Here is a 23,644-nt window from a genome sequence, read left to right on the forward strand (position 1 = left end):
GTTTCAAATTCTGACAATCGGGGCTAAAGCTAATGCCCAGACCATAAGATCAGGACGGACAAGATGAGCCTTGCGCCAACCGCCAATGAAATCGCCGCCCGCGCCCGCGCTGATTTGCGCGCAGGCTTGCCTGTGGTGTTCAGCGATGGCGCAAAGGGGTTGATCGCATTGGCCTCAGAGACAGCAAGCACGGATCGGGTAGAAGATTTCCGCGCGCTTGGCGCGCCCTTTATCGTGCTGTCCGATTGGCGGGCGCGCACCTTGAATCTGCCACTTTATGAGAGCGATATCGCGCGTATCGCATTGCCCAAAGATGCAGGCAGCCGCATCCTAAAGGCACTGGCCGACCCGAAAGATGATTTGGATCGCCCGATGAAAGGCCCGTTCCAAAGCCTTCAAGGGCCGGAACACGGCTCGGCTGATGATGCGCGCACCGCCATTCATTTCGCCAAGTCGGCACAGCTTTTGCCCGCGATGCTTTGCGTGTTTCGGGATGACGCCGTGGCGATTGCGCGGGAACATGGGCTGACCGTTCTGCCATTCTCGGTGGCGCGGTCACAATTGGCAGAAAGCCAACCCTTTCACGCTGTAGCTGCCGCGCGTCTGCCGATGGTTGCCTCTGAGGCGGGGCGCCTTCATGTGTTTCGCCCCGATGATGGCAGCGCCGAGCATTACGCCATAGAAATTGGTCGCCCAGATCGGGACAAACCCGTTTTGGCGCGTCTGCACTCTGCCTGCTTTACGGGCGATGTATTGGGCAGTCTCAAATGTGACTGCGGCCCCCAACTTCACGCGGCATTGGCACAAATGGGCCAAGACGGCGCGGGTATCCTTCTCTACCTCAATCAAGAGGGGCGCGGGATTGGTCTGGCCAATAAAATGCGCGCCTATAGCCTTCAGGATCAAGGGTTCGACACAGTCGAAGCCAATCATCGTCTTGGGTTCGAAGATGATGAGCGCGATTTTCGCCTTGGGGCAGAATTGCTGCAAAAATTGGGTTTTGCCTCGGTGCGCCTGATGACCAACAACCCTCGAAAAGTTGAGATGATGCGCCAATCAGGCATAGAGGTCACAGAACGCGTGGCGCTCCATGTCGGCCAAAACGCGCATAACGCGCATTACTTGGCGACCAAGGCCGCGAAATCAGGACATTTGCTGTGACCCTGCCCCGCCCCGAAGACCTTGTGATCACCCATCAGGGTGCGCAGTTTATGGGACGGCGCTTTCCCTGCAGCATCGGGCGCGGCGGGATGAGCCGCAGCAAGCGCGAGGGCGATGGGGCCACCCCAGTCGGCATTCACCGCATCGTTGGCTGCCTCTATCGCGCAGACCGCATGGCGCGCCCTTGTGATTGGGCCCTCAAAATTGGGCCGCGTGATCTGTGGTCAGATGATCCGCGCGATGAAGACTATAATCTCCTGGTGCGTGCGCCCTACGCGCACAGCCACGAGAAACTGCGGCGCGCAGACCCGCTTTATGATTTGGTGCTGATCACCGATTGGAACTGGCCCTATGCGGAACGCGGGCGTGGCTCTGCGATTTTCATCCACCAATGGCGGCGCGCGGGCTATCCGACCGAAGGATGTGTTGCGTTCTCCCGTGCAGATTTGCGATGGATCACTGCGCGCATTTCCTACGAAACACGTTTGATCACGCGGGACGCGAAAAGCTATCCGTGAGGGGCGACACGCGCGCCGAATATGGCAGAGCCCACACGAATATGCGTGGCCCCTAACCGCAACGCTGTTTCATAATCTGCGCTCATTCCCATCGACAATTCCGAAAGCCCGTTGCGCGCAGCAATCTTGCCCAAAAGGGCGAAATGCAGGCTTGGCTCCTCGTCCACGGGCGGGATGCTCATCAAACCTTTCAGCGGCAAATCCATCGCGCGCGCAGTTTGGATAAAGGCATCTGCATCGGCAGGTAGGATGCCCGCCTTTTGCGGCTCGGCACCTGTGTTGACCTGAATGAACAGATCGGGACAGCGGCCCAATTCTTGGGCCATATCGGCTATGCGGCGCGCCAGTTTTTCGCGGTCGACTGTGTGGATCGCGTCAAACAGCTCCATCGCGGGGCGCACCTTGTTACTTTGCAATGGGCCAATCAGGTGCAAATCCACCCCCTCAAATTGGGCTTTGAAATCGGGCCATTTGCCCTGCGCTTCTTGCACGCGGTTTTCACCAAAACTGCGATGGCCCGCTTGCAACACCGCCTCAACCCGTGCGTTTGGCTGGACTTTTGAGACAGCGATTAGTTTTGCCGCATCAGGCGCGCGCCCCGCTTCGGTCAAAATTCGCGCAACATCTGCCTGAATATCCCCAAGCGCCATTTTACCCTCACCCGTCACCAAATGAAAAAAGAGCGGGCCAAAGCCCGCTCTTTCCCTAGCAGATAATTCGTGAGGATTAGAAGCTGAATGTCAGACCGAAATCTGCTGTATTGCAGTAGGCGCAGTATACACCAATTTGAACAAAACCGCCCGCGCAATAGCATCGAAATTGTAGGCTAATTATTATAATGACAATTATTCAGGTTTTTGGCTTGACGGGGGGCAGTCTCGTTTATATTACGCGGGCCTCAGGCGGGCCCGTAGCTCAGTGGTAGAGCAGTTGACTTTTAATCAATTGGTCGGAGGTTCGAATCCTCCCGGGCTCACCAATAGCAAGATATGACGCGTATCTGTTACCCCCAACTCAGACAGTCAGCCACATTAATGTGGGCGGTTTATCTCACGAAAATTGGTGTATTGGCCGGCGTATTTCCCGCCTGGTCACTCTCAATCCGTTTAAGGTTGATGCCTCCAAACAAAAACCGTAGGTGCAGCCCACTGCCTTGCTAGAGGCTGGGCCTCTGACAAAGCGGATGCGCTCATAGGCTTACGTCCCCATCGCAGCGCTATGAGCGGGCAGGGCATGATTTCTGATCACACTCCTTAGCGATTGGTCGCGCAGCGTGAGAAACGAGTCGGATTTATCACCATAGAAATCAGAAAAAATCGCATATCTTGACCCAAGGCGCAGCGCAGATCGGGGCAATTGCATTATGTTTCTGTCAGTTTTTGATATTTTCAAAATTGGGATTGGCCCCTCCTCCTCCCATACGATTGGGCCAATGAATGCCGCCGCGCAATTTCTCGACCGCCTGCGCCATGGCACTCGAGAGCCCGGCGCCGGTGAGGTGGCGGCCTTGTCATGTCATTTGCACGGATCGCTTGCCTTTACTGGCAAAGGTCACGCCACTGACCGCGCTGTAATTTTGGGCCTTGCTGGGTTTCGCCCCGATAAACTTGACCCAGACCAGGCGGATAGCGCCATTGCAGCGATCAAATCAGCAGGGCATGTTACCCCTGACGGGCTGCCGCAACTGCGCCTCAACCCAGAGGAAGATATCATCTTTGACTATGGCCCCGCCCTAGTGGGGCATGCCAATGGTATGATCCTCCGCGCTTATGACGCCAACGGGGCGCTCTATATGGAGGAAGTCTTTTACTCCATCGGTGGTGGTTTCGTAATGACCGCGAAAGAATTACAAGCGGCCAAAGCCGCCCGCAAGAATTCACTCGCCGCCCAAAAGGCGGATGCAGGATACCCCTATCCCTTTGGCACAGCTGAAGAAATGTTGATTATGGGGTCAAAGGCGCAAAAATCTATTGCGCAGATGAAATGGGAGAATGAATGCCACGGCGCGCCGCGCGCCGAGGTGCAAAAGCGCCTTGAGGCAATCCGAGATGCGATGCTGTCCTGCATTGAGCGCGGCTTGCGGATGGAGGGTGAATTGCCCGGCGGTTTGCGGGTCAAGCGCCGGGCAAAGGCGATCCATGATCAGTTACAGGCCGAGGCGGGGCGCAACATCACCCAACCCCATACAATCAACGATTGGCTTTCGGTCTATGCAATGGCCGTGAACGAAGAAAACGCGGCAGGGGGCCGAGTGGTTACCGCCCCCACCAATGGGGCGGCAGGCGTGGTTCCAGCAGTTTTGCATTATTATCTAACCCATTGCATCGGCGCGACCGCAAAGGGCGGGTTGGATTTCTTGATGGTCGCGGCGGCAATTGGCGGGTTGATCAAGCATAATGCCTCGATCTCTGGGGCCGAAGTTGGCTGTCAGGGCGAGGTCGGATCAGCCGCAGCCATGGCCGCAGCGGGGCTTTGCGCGGCACTTGGCGGCACCAACGAACAGATTGAAAACGCTGCTGAAATCGCGCTTGAACATCACTTAGGCATGACCTGTGACCCCGTAGCAGGATTGGTTCAGGTGCCCTGCATCGAACGCAACGGCCTCGGTGCGATCAAGGCTGTATCGGCCGCTTCATTGGCGCTGCGGGGCGATGGCACCCATTTCATGCCGCTTGATAATTGTATCGAAGCCATGCGGCAAACGGGCCATGATATGAACCTGAAATATAAAGAAACTTCGCTTGGGGGCTTGGCCGTCAATCTGCCTGAATGCTGAGGCGGGTCAGCCACGCTGACGCACGGTGTCACCCGCCAAGAATTCTGGCGACAATCCGATATCGGCCCCCGAAAGCGCGCGCCCTGCAATGATTTTGGCCGCCTCACGTCCAATATCTGCGCGGCGGCTGTCCATGGTGGCGATGCGCAAGGGCAGCCCGTCCAAAATGGCAAAGGAATTGAACCCCGCAATGCCAATTTGATTGGGAATATCATACCCCTTTTCCAACAGATAAAGCAGGCCGCCCGCCGCGTTCATATCCGTATTATAATAGAGGAAATCAAGATCAGGGCTGCGGCTTAGCAAATCTTCGGTCATCGCGCGGCCTGTGCCAAAACCCGAGGGGCCTGCATAAAAAATCTTATCCGCCAAGGAGAGACCCGCCTCCTTCAGCGCATCCTCAAAGCCCTGCTGCCGCTTTTGCGACCGAAAATCGCGCAAAGAGCTAGAACCCAGATACCCAATTTTGCGATAGCCACGGGCAAGGATTTCTTCGGCCATGGCGCGACCTGCCGCCACATGTGAGATGCCTACGCGGGCCGCCACACTTGGGCCGTCAATGTCCATCACCTCGACAACAGGAATCCCCGCATTCTCCATCATCTTCCGCGCGGCATCTGTATGTTCCAACCCCGCTACGATCAGACCAGAGGGCCGCCATGACAGCATTTCGAAAATGACTTTTTCTTCCTGCCCTAAATCATAATTTGAGGTGCCAACAACGGGCTGCAAATCCGTTTCATGCAGACCCTCACCAATGCCTGTAAGGACATCAGGGAAGACCATGTTGGATAGAGATGGGATCACCACGCCAACCAGATTGACGCGGTTCGATGCCAAAGCGCCCGCGATTTTATTGGGCACATATCCCAAGGCGCGGGCAGCTTCAAAAACCTTGCTGCGCGTGCGCTCAGAAACATCCCCCCGATTGCGCAAGACGCGGCTGACGGTCATTTCCGAAACCCCCGCTGCCTCAGCCACATCGCGCAAAGTCATCTGGGGTTTGCCATCAAAGGGATTGCGTCCGCGCACGTCTGGTATCCTGTCTTCGGTCGTCTGGTTCCTATTGATACGCCGAACCATCCCTATTTGCCAAGCGTTCGGTTTTTTGGATCGACTTGCGCGCCATAGCAAATTCCAGCAAAAAAGCAGACATGGCCCCGTGGCTCAACTGGATAGAGCAATCCCCTCCTAAGGGATAGGTTACAGGTTCGAGTCCTGTCGGGGTCACCATGCAATTTGTCTATTTTGATTGACAGTCTGGCTGTCGCGCCTGATCATTGATCTTGGACCAAAGGAAAGTTGACCAAGATCATGTTGGATGCGCAGCGGGGAACACTCGCGCCTAAACTTGGTAAAGGGCCGCGTGCGGGGCTTTGCACCGATTGCGGGGTCAGTCGCATGTCTGATGATCGCGCCTGCGGGCGGGCCTGTCAGTTTATCGCCCCAGATTATCCGCACGCCGAAGCCCGCATTCATGGGCGTATCAGTGATCCTGCGCGTCATGAAGAAGCGTTTTTTGGTGTGACCGAAGCGATGTATCGCGCAAGGCTGACCCCTGTGGCCGAAGGCGCGCAGTGGACGGGCATTACCACGGCGCTCGCGGAAACCTTATTACGGGCGGGGGCGATTGAGGCGGTCATCACAGTGGCGCCTGACCCAGACGATCAGTGGCGCCCTGTGCCTGTGTTGGTCACCGAACCAGACGACTTATCCGCCTGCCGCGGGATGCGCATGGGTTTTGCCCCAAGCGTGGCCTTGTTAGAACTCGCAAAGGCGCGCGGGATCACGCGCTTGGCCTTTATCGGCATCCCCTGTCAGACCTATGCCCTGCGTGCGCTTGAGGCCGAGTATGGGTTCGAGCGGCTTTATGTCATCGGCACGCCCTGTTCGGACAACACCACAACCGCGCGATTTCATGATTTCCTTGCACTGCTTGATGCCAAGCCAAATAGCATCAGTTATCTTGAGTTTCGCGCGGATTACTCAGTCGAGCTGCGCTTTTCAGATGGGCGCCCGCCCCGTTTCGTGCCTTTTTTGAAATTGCCAATCTCGCAATTGCCTGCGGATTTCTTTCCGATGACCTGCAAGACCTGTGTCGATTACACGAACCGCTTGGCCGATATCACGGTGGGCTATATGGGCGGCGATGGGGCGCAGTGGATCTTGGTGCGCAATGCCCGTGGCGCAGAGATGCTTGATGGCATCAAAGATCGGCTCTGCCTGTCGCCCTTGACCGATAAGGGGGATCGTACAAGCGCGGTCAAAGGCTTTTTGGCCAATACGGAGCGCGCGGCGGGCGGTTTGCCCCTGCGGAGGATGCCCAACTGGCTGCGACCATTGATGGCCTATCTGCAGCCCCGTCTTGGGCCGCGTGGCTTGGAATTTGCCCGCGCGCGGGTCGAGATGAAGGCGATTGAAACCATTTTACATTTGCGCCGCAGTCATCCTGCCAAGATGAAGAATATGGTTCCCGCCCATGTCTGGAGCCTCGCTGCGCGCTATGGGTTGGTGCCCAATCCATCCGAGATTGCGCGCGAGGATGGTAATCCGTAATCTCGCAGCTATGACCAAACCCAATCTCGCGCCAGATTTCAGTTTTGAGACGCAGATCGGCGGCCTTGTCGCGGGCGTGGATGAGGTGGGGCGCGGCCCGTTGGCGGGGCCTGTTATGGCCGCAGCCGTTATCCTAAACCCAAGCGATATTCCCGAAGGTTTGCATGATTCCAAAACCCTCAGCCAAAAGCGGCGCGAGGCGCTGTTCGATGAGATCGCCGCGCGGGCCGAGGTCAGTATCGCAGAGGCAAGCGTTGCCGAGATTGATGAGCTGAATATTCGCAACGCCACTTTTTTGGCCATGCGCCGTGCGGTGCTCGGTCTCTCCCGCTGTCCAGATCATGCGCTGATTGACGGCAATGCCATTCCCCCTGATTTGCCCTGCCCTGCCACCGCAATCATCAAAGGTGATGCCCGTTCCGTTTCGATTTCGGCGGCCTCTATCATAGCCAAGGTAACACGGGATCGGCTGATGGTGACATTATCGCAACAGTTTGCGGGCTACGGCTGGGAGAAAAACGCAGGCTACCCCTCAAAAGCCCATCTTCAAGCCCTTCAAGATATTGGGGTGACCCCGCACCATAGACGTTCATTCAAGCCCGTCCACAATATCTTGTATCAACGTCATCTTATAAGTCGTTGATTCAAAAAATAAATTGACGGCGAATCAGTTTCGACTCATCTTAGGCCTCAAGATGAGCGTCAAAAAATGGCGCCGTGACGATTAAAAGTCAGAGGCAGTAATGAAGACGAAAACCAATCCCGCGGGGGCGCATGCCCTGCCGCTTAACCAGATATTGGCTAGTGATTGCATTGATGTGATGAACAGCCTTCCTGAAGGTTCGGTCGATCTGATTTTCGCCGACCCGCCTTACAATCTTCAGCTCAAGGGTGATTTGCATCGCCCCGACAATTCGCTTGTAGATGCGGTGGATGATCATTGGGATCAATTCGATAGCTTCCGTGCCTATGACGAATTCACGCAAAACTGGCTCGCTGCGGCGCGCCGTATCCTCAAGCCTAATGGCGCGATTTGGGTGATTGGCTCGTATCACAACATTTTCCGCGTGGGGGCCGAACTGCAAAACCAAGGCTATTGGTTGCTGAATGATGTTGTTTGGCGCAAATCCAATCCGATGCCCAATTTCCGCGGCAAGCGTTTGACAAACGCCCATGAGACGATGATCTGGGCTTCGAAATCTGAAACTGCGAAATACACGTTCAATTATGAGGCGCTCAAATCTCTAAATGAGGGGATTCAAATGCGCTCTGATTGGCTTTTGCCGATTTGTAATGGCGGTGAGCGTTTGAAGAACGCGCGGGGCGAAAAGGCACATCCAACGCAAAAGCCTGAATCGCTGCTGCACCGCATTTTGATTGCCTCAACAAATCCAGGCGATGTGGTTCTTGATCCTTTCTTTGGCACTGGGACAACGGGCGCCGTTGCAAAAAAATTGGGGCGCGATTTCATCGGCATCGAGCGTGAGGAAGAGTATCGCGAAATCGCCGAAAAGCGTATCGCCAACACGCGCCGTTTTGACAGTGATGCGCTTGAAACCAGCCTCAGCAAAAGATCGGAACCGCGTATTCCCTTCGGTCAATTGGTCGAGCGGGGCTTGCTGCGGCCTGGTGAGGAATTGCACAGCGGTAATGGCCGCCATCGTGCAAAAATTCGCGCCGATGGCACGCTTGTCGCTTTGGACACCAAAGGGTCGATCCACCAAGTGGGGGCGAAACTTGAAGGCGCACCTTCGTGCAACGGGTGGACATATTGGCATTTCCGCCGTGACGGGAAAACCGTGCCGATTGATCACCTTCGTCAACAATTGCGTTCCGAGTTGGGCGAGTAACGCCACCTCCAAGACAGCTTTCGATATACCGCCCGTGCCTGTGGCTTTTGCCTCGGGGGCACGCACCTTACCCTCGCCCATCGGGCGGGGGTTTTTTATTCCGTTTGAAGCAGCCCTTTCGAATAGGGCGTCCAATCCTTGACTTGCGGATAATGTTGCTTGCGCCAAGCGCGCACCTTGGGGTTCATAACCCGCCGCCACAAAGGCAGGCAGAGGGCCAAAATCCCCATTACAGGATAGCCATAAGGCAGTTGCGGCGCGGCATCGTGATCATAGGTTTGTAACAGCGGATAGGCCCGATCTGGACGATAATGATGGTCTGAGTGACGCTGCAAGTTGATCAGCAACCAATTCGTGGCCCGATGATCCGCATTCCACGAATGGCGGGGTTTGACATGTTCATATTTCCCCGCGCCTTTGTAGGCCCGCGTGAGGCCGTAATGTTCGATGTAATTTGTGATTTCCAAATGGAACACCGCAACAAAGGCCTGCACAGCGAAGAAAGCAAGGCCCCATTTCCCGCCAATGGCATAGGCCAATCCCATCATGCCTGCCTGCAATCCCCCGTAACGCCAGAACGGATTGCTTTTATGCCATAGTGCAAGCCTGCGCTTTTCGAGGCGCTGCGCTTCGGCCCGCCATGCAGATTTGAACGACTGGATCAAAACGCGGGGGAAAAAGCGGTGAAACCCCTCATTATATCGCACAGAAGCAGGGTCACGCGGGTGGCCACATGGATATGATGCACCAAAAGATGTTCGGTTTTGAAATGCGAATAAAGCGTCATCGCCCGTAGGATATCGGCCAAGCCACGTTCCAACCGCGTGGGGCGGTGCATCAATTCATGGCTGTAATTGATGCCAATCATTCCCGTGACAACACCCAAAGAGGCCGCCAACCCGAATTGCTCGGTAAGCGTCAGATGTGCAGGATTGGTGGCGAGATATGCAATCAACCCAAAGACCAATCCGAATTGTAACGGTGCCCAGATCAAGGTGATTGCGCGATACCAAAACAGCGAGTTGAGACGCGCGGCCTCATCAGGGTTGGTTGGATCGCGGCCGAATACTTGATCCAACAGCGGAAACAGCCACCATGTGGCCGCAAGCACCAAAAGGATGCTCCACCCGCCCCATTGGCTGACTGCGACCAAAAGAGGGATGAGCATAAGCGAGACCCAAAACGGGGCTACATCACGAAGCGATGCCAAATAATTTGACCTGAACATCCCTCTACCTCACAGCTCATGCTGTCATCCTAAACGTAGATAGGGCGAAATATTATATATGAAAATATATAATTAGGCTCAGGGTGAAGGCCGTGTGTCGATGCGGCAAAGGTCAAACGCTTTGCGCATCACTGTTGGCATGTCCGCAACGCGGAACTTGGCGCGGGGCAGGAAATAACCTTGCTGCGGGCTCGCGTTTTCAGAGGCATGGCACAGATGCACGCGCAGGCGCAGATGGAAATGGGTAAAGGTATGGCGCACCTCTTGGCCCGTGTCGTGCCATTCGCCCTCAATGGGAGGCGCAAGCGCCTCCACGATCGGCGCCGCGGGATCATCTACCCCCGCCCAAGGGCTGGTGACAAAGCCAAGCATCCCCCCCAAAAGACCCGTTTCGGGGCGTTGCTCGACCAAAACCGAACCATCGGGCCGAAAAGCCAAGTAAATATGACCAACCCGCGTTGGTTTGGGCTGTTTTGGCTCCTTTCGCGGCAATTCCGCCGCAATGCCCGCTTTGTGGGCGGCGCATTGAGTCATGATCGGGCAAATGCCACAGGCGGGGCTGCGTGGTGTGCAAATCGTGGCACCCAAATCCATGACGGCTTGCGCGTAATCCCCCGTCCGCTGTGCAGGGGTGAGGGTGGCGGCATGGGCCTTCAACTCAGGCTTTGCACGGGGCAGCGGGGTTTCCACTGCGAAGAGGCGCGCCATGACACGCTCTACATTGCCATCCATGACGACTGCGCGGCGGTCAAAGGCAATCGCCGCGATCGCAGCGGCGGTGTAAGGACCAATTCCGGGAAGCGTCAAAAGCGCCTCTTCGGTTGTCGGGAATATCCCCGCGTGTTGATCATTAACCACGCGCGCGCATTTGAGCAGGTTGCGCGCCCTTGCATAATAGCCAAGCCCCGCCCAAGCCGCCATGACATCCGCATCTTCCGCTGCTGCAAGATCCTCAATCCGAGGCCAGAGAGAGATGAACTTGGTAAAGTAGTCACGCACAGCTGCCACGGTTGTTTGCTGTAGCATCACCTCAGACAACCACACATGGTATGGGTTTGGACGCTGCCCTGATTTGCGCGCCGCGGGCCCGACCCGCCACGGCATATCGCGCGCATGGTCATCATACCACGCCAACAAGTCACGCGAGAGGTCATCCGTTATTTCAATCTCGTCACGCAAGCTTTATCACCCTGTCTTCGGTTTTGATTGGTCAATCTGTCTCATACCCCCTAAATTGACCCGCAGATGAGAAAAGCAAGCGATCATATCCCGCCCAAAGAGGCAAGCCGCCGTAACCGTGGGTTTGAACCCGCGGCCAAGCTTGTTATGGCGCAAATAAAAAGCCCCGCAGAACGGCGTGGTTTCGCTGAGGCACGGCTGATCACCCAGTGGCGGGAGATCATGGGGCCTGAGATTGCAGATATCGCGCGCCCTGTAAAACTTTCGCATGGGCGTGATGGGTTTGGGGCCACCTTAGTGCTTTTGACGAGCGGGGCGCATGCCCAAATTCTTGAGATGCGCAAAGAAGATATCAGAACAAAGGTAAACGCGGCTTATGGTTATAATGCTGTGTCCAAAATATCCTTGACCCAAACGGCGGGACAGAGCCTTGCGCGTGACTTCATCGCACCACGCCCCCGGCCAGAATTGCCCCAAGAGGCAATAGAAATCGTGAACGCCAAGGCCAAGGCCGCAGCAGCGCACATCAACGATGAGGGGTTGCGCGATGCTCTTGAACGTCTGGCGCAGCGCGTCATAAGAAAACAGACATCCTAATTTACAGAGAGAGAATATTATGGATCGCAGACAGGCCTTGATCGCAGCATCCGCAGCGGCTTTTGTATCCGCCCTTCCCAGATTTGGCATGGCTCAAGACGCAAGCGCCGCCCCTGAGATTGTGGATTTTGCTCTTGGTGATCCGAATGCGCCTGTCGAGTTGATCGAATATGCCTCATTCACCTGTCCGCATTGCGCCACTTTTCACCTACAAGTTTTGCCTCAGCTAAAGCGCGATTACATTGAAACAGGCAAAGTGCGATTGGTTTATCGTGAAGTTTACTTTGACCGCCCAGGTTTGTGGGCGGCCATGGTGGCGCGTTGCGCAGGCGAAATGCGCTATTTTGGCGTGGCCGATATTGTTTACCGCACGCAGCGGGAATGGATCCAAGGTGATGCTGCGACCATCGCGGGCAATCTGCGGCGCATAGGTCTTTCTGCGGGTTTGACGGATGCAGAATTGGACGCCTGCATGCAGGATGCCGAAACCGCGCAGGCCATGATCGATAATTACGAAGCCAATCGCGTAGAATATCCGATTGAGGGCACCCCCGCCTTGGTCATTGACGGCACGCTGTATGGCAATATGGCCTATGAGGACATCGCGTCGCGGATCGAAGACGCGCTTGCCCGCAACCAATGAACAAAACCCCCCTTGCAGGTGTCAAAGTTCTAGAGCTTGCCCGCATTTTGGCGGGGCCATGGGCGGGGCAGGTTTTGGCAGATTTGGGCGCCGAAGTGATCAAGGTCGAAAGCCCCGATGGTGATGACACGCGCCATTGGGGCCCGCCCTTTATCTCTCGTGAGGGGGATGAAAGCGCGGCTTATTTTCATGGAACCAATCGCGGCAAAAAATCCATCATCGCGGACTTTAAATTTGCCAAAGACCGCGACCGCGTGATTGCTTTGGCGCGCGAAGCGGATGTTTTGATTGAGAATTTCAAACTTGGTGGCTTGGCCAAATTTGGCCTCGATTACCCAAGTCTGGCCCGCGAAAACCCTGCATTGATTTATTGCTCGATCACGGGGTTCGGCCAAAATGGGCCATATGCGCATCGCGCGGGCTATGATTACATCATCCAAGGCATGTCTGGGCTGATGTCTGTTACAGGCGACCCCGAGGATCATCCCCAAAAGGTTGGCGTTGCCGTCACGGATATTGTCACTGGTCTTTATGCCTCAAACGCCATTTTGGCTGCGTTGCACATGCGCGCGCGCGCAGGCCAAGGGCAGCATATTGATATGGCGCTTTTTGATGCCGCGACCGCGATGATGGCCAATCAGGCAATGAATTATTTGGCAACGGGGCAAGCCCCCAATCGTATGGGCAATGCCCATCCCAATCTCGCGCCTTATCAAACCTTTCCATGCGCGGATGGCTGGATCATCATCGCGGTTGGCAATGATGGGCAATTCCAAAAACTATGCGAGATTTTGGACTGTGCGGAGTTGGGACAGGATCCGCGATATCGCACCAATGCAGATCGTGTGAAGAACCGCGACAGCCTAAACGCCGCGCTTGAACCTAAGACGCGCAGCCTCAGCAAATCTGCCCTATTAGAGGCGTGCGAAGTGAAATCTGTGCCTGCGGGGCCGATCAATTCACTTGCAGAAACCTTCGCCGATCCGCAGGCCGTGGCGCGCAGGTTTCGCCTTGATCTTGAGGGCGTGCCAAGCACGCGGCCGCCTTTTCATTTTTCGGGGGCTGATTTGGCGCTTGAACGTCCCGCGCCGAAATTGGGCGAGGATGATGGCATCACAGGCTTTTCGAAAAAATCCCGCTAAGGCGATCCCGCAAAGCGTGGTCTTGGTCTAGTCGCAGGCGCACGGGCACCGTCAACACCTCACGCCGCAGCGCATCAGGCAGGCGCACCGCATCTTTTTCGGTTGTGACAGGCTGCGCCCCAAGGCTTTGTGCTTCGCGCAAAATCCGCGCCATCAAGGCATCGCTTAAAGGTTGGTGGTCGCTGAGGGCCTCAGCCCGCAATATACGCGCACCCATTTTGCGCAATGTGGCAAAGAACTTTTCAGGATGACCGATCCCTGCAAAGGCCAAAACGGGCATATCTTGGAAGGACATCCCCATATTTAACGGCGCCAGATGGCCCGTAAGATGGGGGCAAGGAAGGTCTGGATGGCGCATTGAAAACGCCGCCTGCTGATCTGCCTCACCAATGGATAGAACAAAATCTGCACGCGCGAGGCCTGTTGCAATCGGCTCACGCAGCGGGCCTGCGGGGATGACCAGACCATTGCCAAATCCACGCGCGGCATCCACCACAATCAAGGACAGATCATAAGCCAGACTTGCATTTTGAAACCCGTCATCAAGGATCAAAATATCGGCCCCCGCCGCAATGGCCGATTTGGCACTTTGCAGACGATCTTGGCCCACCCATACAGGCGCAAAAGCTGACAAAAGCAAGGGTTCATCACCACAGTCAGCTGCACTGTGACGGGTCGGGTCTACGCGTGTTGTTTGGGTGAGTGTTCCACCATACCCACGGCTGAGTATGTGGGGGGTGGCGCCAAGCCCTGCTAGGATTTCCCAAATGGCAATCACTGTGGGCGTTTTCCCAGTTCCGCCTGCGGTCAAATTGCCAACACAGACCACAGGCACGCCAAGTTTCGCCCAAGCGCCTGTTGCCAATTTGCGCGCCGTGCCTGCCGCATAAAGCGCGCTCAGTGGGCGCAAGGCATAGGCCACTGCATTAGGCTGCGCGCGATACCAAAATCTAGGTGCTTGCATTGCGCTGATCCGCTTCGCGTTGTTCCAACCGCTCTAGGATAGCATTGAGGGCACGATCCGTCACCGCAGCCCCTGTTGAGGATACTTCCCATGCGGCATTGGCCATAGCGGCTGCCCGTACTGGGTTCATCAACTCATCCACTGCACGGGCGAGGCTTTCGGAATCGCGCACCTGCCGCGCGGCATTGACCACCTGCAAGCGATCATAAATATCGGTGAAATTGCTAACATATGGCCCATAGAGAATGGCGGACCCAAGGGCCGCAGGTTCAAATGGATTATGCCCCCCGATATCAACCAAAGAGCCACCCAAAAAGGAAATCGGGGCAAGCCGATACCAAAGGCCCAACTCGCCCAAACTATCGGCAAGATACACTTGGGTGTCGCGATCAGGCAGAGCGCCTGTGCTGCGCTGCGCAAATGTCCAGCCATCGCTTTCTAAGAGTTTCGCAATATCTGCGCCGCGCTCAGGATGGCGTGGCACGAGCAACAGAATGGCCCGCGGGTTTGACCGCAACACGGCCCGATGCGCGGCCAAGACCAAGTCCTCTTCGCCCGCATGGGTGGAAGCCGCCACCCATGCGGGGCGGGTGCCAAGGCGCTGCGAGAGATCTTGGCGCTGCGCCTCATCATGGGGAAGCGCCGCCGCACCTTCCTTGAGGGTGCCTGTCACTTCGATGCGAGATGGCAACAAGCCCAACCCCCGCAATCGAGAGGCGGTCAGATCATCTTGCGCTTGCACCAAATCAAAGCGCGACAGCAGCGCGCGGGCCATTCCGCCCAACCACCGCCAATTGCGCGCTGACCCTTGCGAGATGCGCGCATTGAGCAACATCATCGGGCATCCTTGCAGATGCGTCTCAACGATCATGGCAGGCCACAATTCGGACTCTGTCCAGATGGCGAGGTCTGGCTGCCAATGGTTCAGAAAAGATTGAACAAAACCTATAATATCCAAAGGCACGAATTGATGGATTACATCAGCAGGCAAACGCCGCCCCATTACGGCCGCAGATGTCACGGTGCCTGTCGTAACCAGAATCGTGAGGTCTTCGCGCTCTTCACGGATGCGGCGGATCAGCTCAAGAAGGGAAAGCGCCTCGCCGACAGAGGCCGCATGAAACCAGATCAATGGCCCATCGGGTCGCGCTTGACTGGCAATACCGCGCCGCTCATTGATACGCGCCGCGTCCTCTTTGCCGCGCGCCAAACGGCCCGTCAAAATCCGTTCCGCCAAACCCGTGGCATGACGCGAAAACAGAAGATAAAGCCAAAGCAGCAAGGAGCGTGAACGCATCCGATGCAATCCCTTACTCGCTTTGCGCGGAATTGGCCTGCTCTTCATCGCGCAGGCGATGCAAATGGGCGATGAAGTAGCGCATATGCGCATTGTCTACTGTGCGCTGCGCTTCAGATTTCCATGCGTTATAGGCGCTGTCATAATCAGGGAAAATACCCACGATATGAATATCGTTCACATCGCGAAACTCCGTGCGGGCCGGGTCGACCAATTCGCCCCCAAACACCAAATGCAGACGCTGTGCCATAGATTATTTCCTTAACAAGAAGCCTTGAAAACCTGCGCGCACCCTAAGGTTTTGGCTCAGGCGGTCAAGCCAGTTTGACCCGAAAGCCGCGCCATGAATTTATCCACCAAGGCGCGTGATCCTGCAAAAACGCCCGCACTTCGCGGGTCGGGGCGGTTAAAGCGCAAAGCCTGCCCCTCCCGGTCGCAGACCTTGGCACCTGCCTCGGCGGCAATAAGACTGCCTGCGGCGCTGTCCCATTCCCAAGTTGGGCGAAAGGTCAGCATTCCATCATAGCGCCCTTCGCCCACAAGGGCCAAACGATAGGCGAGAGAGGATCGAAAATGGCGGCTCACAGGTGGCGCGCCATGTGGCCAATAGCGCGGTTCAAAATTGACCTTGGTGGTCAGAATGCGCGCGCCCGCTTCTTCACCATGACCTGAAATGCGCAAGGGTGTCTCATTGCACAGCGCCCCCCAATCGCGCGCAGCGGCGTAAAGCCTGCCGACAGCAGGCAGATAGACCACCGCCGCACGCACGAGCCCATCTTCCACAACGGCCAATGCATGCGAGAAATCACCAGAGCCATCCATAAAGGCGCGGGTGCCATCGATGGGATCAACGATGAAACCCCGCTCCGCGGCCAGACGGGCAGGGTCATCTTGGCTTTCTTCAGACAACCACCCGTAACTGGGACGCGCGGCCTGAAGATCGCGCGCCAACATCTTGTCGATTTCCAAATCCGCTTCTGTGACGGGGCCTGCCCCTTCGGATTTTTCCCACGCCTTGGGGTCATTTTGCCAATAGCGCAGGGCAATCTCGCCTGCGGCACGGGCCGCTTCTATCAATAGTGTCAGATCATCGCGATCTTGCCGCTCAGGCCCCTGCAAGCGTCATCTCCTCTACCAGAAGCGAGGGGATAACCCGCGACAGATGCGGGCGCGCATCATTTGCTGCACGGATCGTGCCAAGCATGTCGCGCAAATTTCCTGCAATGGTGCATTCATTGACCGCATAGGTGATTTCGCCGTTTTCAACCCAAAACCCTGACGCGCCACGCGAATAATCGCCTGTGGTTGGGTTGATGGAACTGCCGATCAAGGATGTCACCAATAGCCCCGTTCCCATCTCACGCAACAGCGTCTCACGTTCGACCTCTGGCCCGACCAAGGCGAGATTCCCAACGCTTGGCGAAGGCGGGCTAGTGAGCCCGCGCGCGGCATTGGCGGTGCTTTCCAGACCCAATTTTCGCGCAGTCGCCAGATCAAGCACCCATGAGGCCAGCTTGCCATCTTGTATGAAGGCGCGCTTTTGTGTCGCCAAACCTTCGGCGTCAAAGGGGCGCGAGCCGCCTGCACGCTTGCGCAAAGGGTCTTCCAGCAGATCAAACCCGACAGGCAAAACCGCCTCACCCAATGCATCGCGCAACCAACTCGACCCGCGTGCAATCGCGGTGCCATTGATCGCGGCCAAGATATGACCGATGAGGGTTGAGGAGACACGTTCATCAAAGAAAACCGGATATTTCCCTGTTTTTGGCTTTCGCGCCCCTGCGCGCGCTGCCGCACGCATCCCAGCTTCGCGCCCTATTTCTTCGGGGCTAATCAGATCACTGCGGAAAATACGGCCATCCCCGTAGTAATCCCGCTCCATGCCTGTTCCTTCGCCTGAAATCGCCACGCAGGAGAGGCCATAATCACTGCGGACGTAGCCGCCTGCAAACCCATTGCTGCCCGCAAGAAAGATCGTGCGGTGGCTGTAGCCTGCATTTGAGGACTGAATTTGGGTCACTTTGGCAATGGCACGGGCCGCAGCCTCGGCGCGGCGGGCTTCATCCTCCATCTCGGCGGGCAGAGGTGCCGCGCCGTCATCGCTTAACTCAAGACCTGATGCATCGCGCATTGAGCTGAGTTGCGCGGGATCGGCCAAGCCAACGGTTGAGTCTTCGGGGGCAAGCCGCGCCATAGTCACCGCGCGCGCGGCCATGTCACGCAGCGTGTCTCGGCGTAAATCTGCTGCCGAAACACAAGCCTGCCGTTGGCCCACCATGACACGAAGGCCCATTTCCGTGCCCTCGGATCGTTCTGCCTGCTCTAACGCGCCATTGCGCAAGCTCACTGTTTGCGAGACCCCTTGCACCACCATCGCATCTGCCGCATCCGCACCCGCAGATTTGGCAATGTCCAAAATCTGTTCCGCCAGATCCCGCAGCGCCGCTGTGTTCGAAGGGCTGTCTGTCATCGCAAAGCATCCTTTCTGGCCAAAACAGCCCGTCAGGGGCTATGCGTGACCTAAGCGCTGCAAGGACGCAGCGCAAGAACCCTTAACCTTTATTGCAAAGGCATTCCGCCAATCATGATCTTACCCTCTTGGGTCAGATCAATTGCGCTTTCAAGCTGATCTTGGCCTTCGGTTCGGGTGGCGAAAAGATCAATTGCGCCTGCGATCATCGCAAATTGGCTTGGATCAAGATGGCCTGACTGGGTCATCGCCTCCAGAAAGGTGAAAAGCCCGCGCGCGCTGATATCCACCCGCGATGGCCCTGCGCCAGATGTCAGATCAAACCCACCTGTCGCACGGAAATCAAGGCCTGCACCCGTGAGGGTGGCCCTGTTGATTTGCAGCCGCGCCAACGACAAAGGCAGAGGGATCCCCGTTTCGGGGGCAGGCCCCAGATCACCTGCAAGATCGAGATCAATCGCACCAGTTTCGCGGGGCAAACGACCTGCGCGATCTATCCAATCCCAAACGGGGGGTTCGGGCATGGCATCTGCCACTGACACTGTGATGGCAAACGGCCCGCCCTCGCGGTTCAATAATGGCAGATTAGCGGCCAAGCGGCTTGGCCCAATGCGCCACAAAATGGGGATTTCTTCGCCAAATTCGGCCCCCAAAAGCACGCTATCGGTGCTGAGGCTGGCGCCAAAACTTTCGTCTGCTTCCCTGTGGCTGAGATTACCCGCCCCAAGCGCGAAGCCAAGCCGCCCTGCTTGATCCAACCCAATCGGCTTTGCAAAAGCAGAAATCGGATTGCTGGCCACCAGTCCATTGGCCGCCTCAAACCCAAGTGAAGCTGTCTCGCCCCAGCCGTCAAGGGCAAGCGTAGCCCCCTCAAGCGCGAATTGGGCCAAAGCCCCGTCCCCGATTCCGCCTTGCACTGTGCCAAGTCCAAAACGATGCGCAATGGGTGTTTCCGAAAATACAGATTGTCCTTCAAAAGTGGTGCTGCGCAGGGCAAATTCACCCGCTTGGATCAATACGCTGCCCAAAGCCTGAAAGGCCAATTCTTCTGCTTCTGCATCCCACGTTAGCGTTATGCCGTTTGCACTTTGCACCGTCACCTCAGGCAATGCAGGCAGATCCACCACCAGATCCCGCGCGGGCCGGTCTGGAGGGGTCAGCGCGATCACAATCGCCTCAGGCAGTGTGATCACCACATCACCTTCCGCGTTTAGGGCAAAAAAAGCGCGGGCCGTTCTCATGCTTGTATCTACGGTCGAATGCGGATCATCCGCTTCGATAATTTGCAGGTTCTCTACCAACACCTGTGTGCCGATTACCTGTGGCGCATCAAAGCGGAACTCATGCCCTGCATCTGCGGCGATTTCGCGGAACGTCTCAAGCGCCATGTCAACGGGCGCGAGGCTTTGTGCAAAGGCAGGCAGCGAGGACAGGGCAAAAGCCATAGATAGAGCTGGACGCCAAATATATTTTGAATTCATCTTTGACATTCACAGGCCCAACGGCGACACCGACAGTATATCCCAATGTTTCGCCCCCTGCGCTTAAGGTCAAGCGCCTATCCGCCTGCCCAAGAAATAGAAAGCCCCGCGATCATGTCTCATCTCTTTGAAACCGACCTATCGGGAAAAACCGTTGCAATCACAGGCGCAAGCCGTGGGATTGGGGCAGAAACTGCCGCGCTCTTTGCGCAGTCAGGCGCAAAAGTTGCATTATTGGCGCGCTCAGGGGCAGATTTAAAAAACGTGGCAAACTCAATCAGTGAAGGGGCGCGGGGCTATCCCTGTGATTTAAGTGAGATAGGCAAGATTGCCCCGCTCTTTGACGAGATCAAAGCCGAGCTTGGCCACATTGATATCTTGATCAACAATGGCGCGCTTATTGCGCCCATCGCCCGCATGGGGGAGGCAGATTTGCAGGCGTGGGATAATCTGATGCGGGTCAATGTCACAGGGTTATTTGCAACCACACAGGCCTGTTTGCCCGATATGGTAGCGCGGGGCGTAGGCACCGTCATCAATATTTCGTCAGGGGCTGCGAAAAATGCGTATGAGGGGTGGAGTGCCTATTGTGCGTCAAAGGCGGCTGTGGCGATGCTGACACAAAGCCTTGATTTGGAATATCGTGATGCAGGTATCCGTGCGCTTGGGCTGTCACCGGGGACTGTCGCCACGCAGATGCAACGCGATATTCGGGCAAGTGGGATGAACCCCGTGTCGCAGATTGATTGGGCTGACCATATCGCGCCGCATTGGGTGGCGCGCGCGCTCTTGTGGATGACCACATCCGAAGCGGATGGGCATCTGGGCCAAGATATCAGCCTGCGCGATCCCGCTTTGCGGAGCAAATTGGGGCTTGTGTGAGGCGAAAAGGAATTTTGCGATGATCAGGTTAGAGAGTTTCCCAGAAAGCTTGCCCCAAAGCCAAGCACCGCTGTGGCGCGTGACGCTTGATCGTCCCGACAAAGCGAATGCCCTGACCGAAGATATGCTTGCCACCTTGGTCAGCATCGCCAAACAGGCACAGGCGCATCCAAACTTGCGCGCGTTGGTTATTACAGGGGCGGGCGAAAAGGTCTTTTGTGCAGGTGCGGATTTGGACGCGGCCCGCGCGGGTCTGGCTACCTCGCCCCTCTGGGAGGCGTTGTCAGGCGCGATTGCCGCGCTGCCCTGCCTGACGATTGCGGCTCTGAATGGCACATTGGCAGGCGGCGCTATGGGGATGGCATTGGCCTGTGATCTGCGCCTTAGTGTTGATCGCGCCTCATTTTTTTACCCTGTCGCAAAGCTTGGGTTTTTGCCGCAGCCCTCAGACCCCAAACGTCTGACTGCGCTCATAGGCCCTGCGCGCACAAAATTGCTGCTGCTGTCAGGCGCAAAATTTACCGCAAAAGAGGCCCTGTCCTTTGGGCTGATTGACAAGATCGTGCCACAAGAGGCACTTTGGCAGGAAGCGCAACATATGGCCGAGGCCGCGATTTCGGGCAAAGCCGAGGTGCTGCGCGCCATCAAGGCGATGATCCCTGACGGCACGGCATGATGGGCGGACGCGACCCTATCACATTGGACGTGATGATCATCGGCGCGGGGCCGAGCGCGCTGATGGCTGCCGATTATTTGGCCCATACTGGGCGGCGGGTTGTTTTGATGGAGGGCAAAGCCTCCCCTGCGCGTAAGTTTCTCATGGCGGGAAAATCAGGGTTGAACCTCACAATGGATGAACCGCTTGAGGCGTTTCTTGCGGCCTATGGGCCATCGGCTGCGCCGCTTGCGCCGATGATCCGCGCCTTTGGCCCTGAAGAAGTTATACGCTTTACCCGCGATACATTAGGGCAGCCAATCTTTACAGGCAGCTCACGGCGTGTGTTCCCCAAGGCGATGAAAGCCTCACCCATGCTGCGCGCCTGGTTGCAGCGCTTGGGCGGGCAAGGCGTGGAGATTTGGCGCAATTTCACATGGAATGGATGGGGGCCAGACGGGGCGTTTCGCTTTTCCACAGCAGAAGGGCCGCGTGAGATGACAGCCACCACAACACTCTTGGCCCTTGGGGGCGCGAGTTGGCCGAATTTAGGCGGGCGCGGCGAATGGCTTGAATATCTGAGCGCGCGCGGGGTCGAAACGGTTCCGTTTCAGTCAATGAATATGGGGTTTCATATCAAATGGTCAGACCATATGCGCCCGCATTTTGGTCATCCGCTCAAATCCTTGATCTTGCGCGCGGGCGAAAAATCTGTGGCGGGTGAGATCGTGATCACCGCCAAAGGCATTGAGGGCGGCGGGGTTTACGCCCTCTCGCGCGAGATGCGAAAGGGGGCGATGCTCAGCCTTGACCTCTGCCCTGACCGCAGTCTGGACGATGTTGCGGCGCGTCTTGAAAAAGGGGGCAGGCGTAAAGACAGTTTGTCGAATATCCTGCGCAAATCCCTTGGGATAGACAGGGCAAAGCGCGCAGTTTTGTTCGAAATGTGCAAATCCCTGCCCACTGAGCCGAAAGCGTTGGCAGAGCGCATCAAAGCCTTGCCCATCCCCCATAGCGGCCCGTTTGGATTGGATCGCGCAATCTCTAGTTCGGGCGGGGTCGCATGGTCTGCGCTAGACGATACTTTGCAGCTTCGCGCCCTAACAAATGTCTATTGTATCGGCGAGATGGTCGATTGGGATGCGCCTACGGGTGGCTATTTGCTGACAGCCTGTTTTGCCACGGGCCTTTGGGCGGCGCGTGCAGCAGCCTAGCGGGCGTTGCGCGGCATCATGGCCAAGCGGATGAGACTGCGCTCCATCACTGCCAATTGCGGGGCTTGTGAACTTGAACGGAGGGTCAAATCCGTCTCGATCAGGCTTTGCACCGCATCCTCAAGGCGTGTAACGCCCCAAGCCTGCGCTTGTTTCACCATGCGATCCCTGCGCGGGCCAAAGACCCCTGTTTTCGGAGAAAACCCAGCCGCTGGCCCCTGTGGATGACAGGCGGCCATATGCAGCGTGCGAAAATGGCGCAAGGCCGCGATACAAAGTGCAACCGCCGTGACCCCCTGACCACCAAGCCGTGCCATCAGGGCGCCGACACGCGCATGGGCGCCTTCGGCAGCAGCGTGTAAGATTTCGTCAATCTCCGCATCAATCGTGGCAGGCGCTAATGCTGCCACCTCCGCCGAAGAGAGAGGGCTCTCATCGCCCAGTTTATAGAGGGCTAGCTTTTCCAAGAGCTGCCTGAAATCGCCAGGATCAAGCGCGCAAGCGAGGGCAACCAAGTCACGAGAGGCGTCTTGCGCGATTGCAGATAGCCCCGCCTTTTTCAATTCGGCCTCGACCTCAGCCTGACTGGGCGGATCATCATAAACGGCGATACAAAAAGCCGATTTTTGGGTTTCAAACAATTTTCTCAGCGCCGAGCGTGGTGTCAGTTGCCCCGCCGTCACAATGATTTGGGCGTCACCTGCGCCCCATTCGTTTATGGCGCTTGTGATTGCGGTGGCGGCGGCATCTGTTGCATCTTCGACAAAGACGGCGCGCGGTCCTGGAAAGAACCCTGTCGCCTTAATCGCGTCCAAAAGAGCCGCAGGGTCACTGCGCAAAGATGCCCCCATCATACGGGTAAGGCGCATTTCGCCTTCGGCATCTGGCCCCAAAAGATTGGCAAGCAGGTCTTGGCGCTTAATTGCCACCCGCATCGCATCTGCCCCATGAATCAGAACGCCCGCCGCCCCTGTATCGGGGCGGGTGATAAACCGCGCCGCCTCTGAGGTGGAAAGCTTCATCGGGTTACA

Annotated in this window: 22 protein-coding genes, 2 tRNA genes and 1 pseudogene; 14 read left to right on the forward strand and 11 right to left on the reverse strand. The window is 56.7% G+C overall.

Annotated features, from left to right (window positions below; genetic code table 11):
* Positions 1–63 precede the first annotated feature (63 nt).
* Both ribA and AAC637_RS07285 read left to right on the forward strand, forming a co-directional pair.
* Entirely contained in the window at positions 64–1,161 is a 1,098-nt protein-coding gene (gene ribA / locus AAC637_RS07280) for a GTP cyclohydrolase II (protein ID WP_340302941.1), read from the forward strand.
* A gap of 50 nt (positions 1,162–1,211) precedes the next feature.
* Positions 1,212–1,679, forward strand: a complete 468-nt coding sequence (locus AAC637_RS07285; RefSeq protein WP_340303173.1) for a L,D-transpeptidase family protein — start codon at positions 1,212–1,214, stop codon at positions 1,677–1,679.
* Here AAC637_RS07285 and AAC637_RS07290 read toward each other — a convergent pair.
* On the reverse strand, positions 1,670–2,329 hold the full coding sequence (locus tag AAC637_RS07290) for a YggS family pyridoxal phosphate-dependent enzyme (RefSeq protein ID WP_340303174.1): 660 nt from the start codon (positions 2,327–2,329) through the stop codon (positions 1,670–1,672). The genes AAC637_RS07285 and AAC637_RS07290 overlap by 10 nt on opposite strands.
* A 254-nt stretch (positions 2,330–2,583) precedes the next feature.
* On the opposite strand from AAC637_RS07290, the gene AAC637_RS07295 reads away from it, so the two are divergent.
* Positions 2,584–2,658 (forward strand) — tRNA-Lys (locus tag AAC637_RS07295).
* Positions 2,659–3,042: 384 nt separating this feature from the next.
* A complete protein-coding gene (locus tag AAC637_RS07300) occupies positions 3,043–4,455 on the forward strand; it encodes an L-serine ammonia-lyase (RefSeq protein ID WP_340302942.1) in 1,413 nt (470 codons plus the stop codon).
* Between the two features lie 6 nt (positions 4,456–4,461).
* Here AAC637_RS07300 and AAC637_RS07305 read toward each other — a convergent pair whose 3' ends face one another.
* Positions 4,462–5,451 carry a LacI family DNA-binding transcriptional regulator gene (locus AAC637_RS07305; RefSeq protein ID WP_340263039.1) on the reverse strand — a complete coding sequence of 330 codons (990 nt, stop codon included), beginning with the start codon at positions 5,449–5,451 and terminating at the stop codon, positions 4,462–4,464.
* A gap of 160 nt (positions 5,452–5,611) precedes the next feature.
* Here AAC637_RS07305 and AAC637_RS07310 point away from each other — a divergent pair.
* The 4 genes from AAC637_RS07310 (at position 5,612) to AAC637_RS07325 (ending at position 8,861) form a co-directional block, all read left to right on the forward strand.
* A tRNA-Arg gene (locus AAC637_RS07310) sits at positions 5,612–5,688 on the forward strand.
* 81 nt (positions 5,689–5,769) lie between these two features.
* The gene (locus AAC637_RS07315; RefSeq protein ID WP_340303175.1) at positions 5,770–7,011 is read left to right on the forward strand and encodes a Coenzyme F420 hydrogenase/dehydrogenase, beta subunit C-terminal domain; all 1,242 of its coding nucleotides are present in this window, start codon (positions 5,770–5,772) and stop codon (positions 7,009–7,011) included.
* Positions 7,012–7,021: 10 nt separating this feature from the next.
* Positions 7,022–7,654: a ribonuclease HII gene (locus tag AAC637_RS07320; RefSeq protein WP_340302943.1), complete on the forward strand. Its 633-nt coding sequence runs from the start codon at positions 7,022–7,024 to the stop codon at positions 7,652–7,654.
* 100 nt (positions 7,655–7,754) lie between these two features.
* Positions 7,755–8,861, forward strand: coding sequence for a site-specific DNA-methyltransferase (locus AAC637_RS07325; RefSeq protein WP_340302944.1), 1,107 nt, complete (start codon positions 7,755–7,757; stop codon positions 8,859–8,861).
* 95 nt (positions 8,862–8,956) lie between these two features.
* On the opposite strand, the pseudogene AAC637_RS07330 reads toward AAC637_RS07325, so the two are convergent.
* Both AAC637_RS07330 and mutY read right to left on the reverse strand, forming a co-directional pair.
* Positions 8,957–10,089: pseudogene (locus AAC637_RS07330) on the reverse strand (alkane 1-monooxygenase).
* A gap of 78 nt (positions 10,090–10,167) precedes the next feature.
* Complete coding sequence (gene mutY, locus AAC637_RS07335; protein ID WP_340302945.1) at positions 10,168–11,268, reverse strand: A/G-specific adenine glycosylase; 1,101 nt, start codon at positions 11,266–11,268, stop codon at positions 10,168–10,170.
* 66 nt (positions 11,269–11,334) lie between these two features.
* Between mutY and AAC637_RS07340 the strand changes: the two genes are divergently transcribed.
* The 3 genes from AAC637_RS07340 to AAC637_RS07350 are packed head-to-tail and all read left to right on the forward strand — an operon-like array spanning position 11,335 to position 13,650.
* Positions 11,335–11,865 carry a DUF721 domain-containing protein gene (locus tag AAC637_RS07340; RefSeq protein WP_340302946.1) on the forward strand — a complete coding sequence of 177 codons (531 nt, stop codon included), beginning with the start codon at positions 11,335–11,337 and terminating at the stop codon, positions 11,863–11,865.
* 19 nt (positions 11,866–11,884) lie between these two features.
* Positions 11,885–12,508 carry a DsbA family protein gene (locus AAC637_RS07345; protein ID WP_340302947.1) on the forward strand — a complete coding sequence of 208 codons (624 nt, stop codon included), beginning with the start codon at positions 11,885–11,887 and terminating at the stop codon, positions 12,506–12,508.
* Entirely contained in the window at positions 12,505–13,650 is a 1,146-nt protein-coding gene (locus AAC637_RS07350) for a CaiB/BaiF CoA transferase family protein (RefSeq protein WP_340302948.1), read from the forward strand. The genes AAC637_RS07345 and AAC637_RS07350 overlap by 4 nt, the downstream gene beginning before the upstream one ends.
* Here AAC637_RS07350 and lpxK read toward each other — a convergent pair.
* The 6 genes from lpxK to AAC637_RS07380 form a co-directional block, all read right to left on the reverse strand.
* Positions 13,622–14,614, reverse strand: coding sequence for a tetraacyldisaccharide 4'-kinase (gene lpxK, locus AAC637_RS07355; RefSeq protein ID WP_340302949.1), 993 nt, complete (start codon positions 14,612–14,614; stop codon positions 13,622–13,624). The genes AAC637_RS07350 and lpxK overlap by 29 nt on opposite strands.
* The gene (locus AAC637_RS07360; RefSeq protein ID WP_340302950.1) at positions 14,601–15,911 is read right to left on the reverse strand and encodes a 3-deoxy-D-manno-octulosonic acid transferase; all 1,311 of its coding nucleotides are present in this window, start codon (positions 15,909–15,911) and stop codon (positions 14,601–14,603) included. The genes lpxK and AAC637_RS07360 overlap by 14 nt, the downstream gene beginning before the upstream one ends.
* A 13-nt stretch (positions 15,912–15,924) precedes the next feature.
* The gene (locus AAC637_RS07365) at positions 15,925–16,161 is read right to left on the reverse strand and encodes a DUF4170 domain-containing protein (protein WP_317656784.1); all 237 of its coding nucleotides are present in this window, start codon (positions 16,159–16,161) and stop codon (positions 15,925–15,927) included.
* Between the two features lie 56 nt (positions 16,162–16,217).
* The gene (locus AAC637_RS07370; protein ID WP_340302951.1) at positions 16,218–17,030 is read right to left on the reverse strand and encodes a 3'(2'),5'-bisphosphate nucleotidase CysQ; all 813 of its coding nucleotides are present in this window, start codon (positions 17,028–17,030) and stop codon (positions 16,218–16,220) included.
* Complete coding sequence (locus AAC637_RS07375) at positions 17,017–18,381, reverse strand: TldD/PmbA family protein (RefSeq protein WP_340302952.1); 1,365 nt, start codon at positions 18,379–18,381, stop codon at positions 17,017–17,019. The genes AAC637_RS07370 and AAC637_RS07375 overlap by 14 nt, the downstream gene beginning before the upstream one ends.
* Positions 18,382–18,470: 89 nt before the next feature.
* Positions 18,471–19,826, reverse strand: a complete 1,356-nt coding sequence (locus tag AAC637_RS07380; protein WP_340302953.1) for a hypothetical protein — start codon at positions 19,824–19,826, stop codon at positions 18,471–18,473.
* 150 nt (positions 19,827–19,976) lie between these two features.
* On the opposite strand from AAC637_RS07380, the gene AAC637_RS07385 reads away from it, so the two are divergent.
* Genes AAC637_RS07385 through AAC637_RS07395 form a run of 3 tightly spaced genes read left to right on the forward strand, consistent with a single transcriptional unit; the run spans position 19,977 to position 22,613 of the window.
* Positions 19,977–20,744, forward strand: a complete 768-nt coding sequence (locus AAC637_RS07385) for an SDR family oxidoreductase (protein ID WP_340302954.1) — start codon at positions 19,977–19,979, stop codon at positions 20,742–20,744.
* Positions 20,745–20,763: 19 nt separating this feature from the next.
* Positions 20,764–21,420 carry an enoyl-CoA hydratase/isomerase family protein gene (locus tag AAC637_RS07390; RefSeq protein WP_340300237.1) on the forward strand — a complete coding sequence of 219 codons (657 nt, stop codon included), beginning with the start codon at positions 20,764–20,766 and terminating at the stop codon, positions 21,418–21,420.
* Positions 21,417–22,613: a BaiN/RdsA family NAD(P)/FAD-dependent oxidoreductase gene (locus tag AAC637_RS07395; protein ID WP_340302955.1), complete on the forward strand. Its 1,197-nt coding sequence runs from the start codon at positions 21,417–21,419 to the stop codon at positions 22,611–22,613. The genes AAC637_RS07390 and AAC637_RS07395 overlap by 4 nt, the downstream gene beginning before the upstream one ends.
* Here the strand turns inward: AAC637_RS07395 and holA are convergent.
* The gene (gene holA / locus AAC637_RS07400; RefSeq protein WP_340302956.1) at positions 22,610–23,635 is read right to left on the reverse strand and encodes a DNA polymerase III subunit delta; all 1,026 of its coding nucleotides are present in this window, start codon (positions 23,633–23,635) and stop codon (positions 22,610–22,612) included. The two genes, AAC637_RS07395 and holA, sit on opposite strands and share 4 nt — an antisense overlap.
* Between the last annotated feature and the right edge of the window lie 9 nt (positions 23,636–23,644).

Source organism: Roseobacter sp. HKCCD7870 (assembly GCF_037830315.1).
GTDB lineage: Bacteria > Pseudomonadota > Alphaproteobacteria > Rhodobacterales > Rhodobacteraceae > M30B80.